Annotated in this window: 1 protein-coding gene and 1 pseudogene; both read left to right on the forward strand. The window is 66.0% G+C overall.

The genetic code is table 11. The annotated features are described in order from the left end of the window. Nucleotides 1-7: 7 nt before the first annotated feature. Nucleotides 8-313, forward strand: a complete 306-nt coding sequence (locus ACFOW8_RS29110) for a transposase (RefSeq protein ID WP_378554888.1) — start codon at nucleotides 8-10, stop codon at nucleotides 311-313. Next, a pseudogene (locus ACFOW8_RS29115) lies at nucleotides 313-638 on the forward strand (transposase); the annotation flags it as partial. The gene ACFOW8_RS29110 and the pseudogene ACFOW8_RS29115, both read left to right, overlap by 1 nt.

Below are 638 nucleotides of genomic sequence, written 5' to 3' on the forward strand. Positions count from 1 at the left end.
ACTACCGGTGAAACCGGCAGGAACACCGGGCCCGGCTCAGCACGATCCGAGGCTGGTGTTCCAGGGGATCTTGTTCGTGCTGTTCACCGGGATCGGGTGGGAGGACCTACCTCAGGAACTCGGGTTCGGGTCCGGGATGACGTGTTGGCGTCGGTTGCGGGACTGGCAAGCCGCTGGAGTGTTCGAGGCGATGCACCAAGCGGTCCTGGATCGCAGTAACGCGGCTGGGTTGATCGACTTCGACCGTGTCATGATCGACGGCTCGCACGTGCGGGCGAAAAAGGGGGCGCCGCGACCGGGCCCAGCCCGGTAGACCGCGCCAAGACTGGCTCCAAACATCACCTGTTGACCCGCGGCAATGGGTTCCCGCTCGTCGTGGAGCTCTCCGCGGCAAACGTCAACGACCACCTGATGCTGCCCGCGGTGCTCGATGGTCTCCGGCCACTGCGCGGCCGTCCAGGGCCACCACCGCGACGGATCAAGACGCTGATCACCGACAAGGGCTACGACTACCCCAGCGTGTACACCGAGCTACGGCAACGCGGGATCACCGGCTACATCCCGCGCCGCGGAACCCGCGACAAGGTCACCGCCGGCCGCTGGATCGTGGAACAGACCTTCGCCCTGCTCCACCAGTA

Origin of the sequence: Nocardia rhizosphaerae, assembly GCF_042650365.1 — a bacterium.
Classification (GTDB): domain Bacteria; phylum Actinomycetota; class Actinomycetes; order Mycobacteriales; family Mycobacteriaceae; genus Nocardia; species Nocardia rhizosphaerae.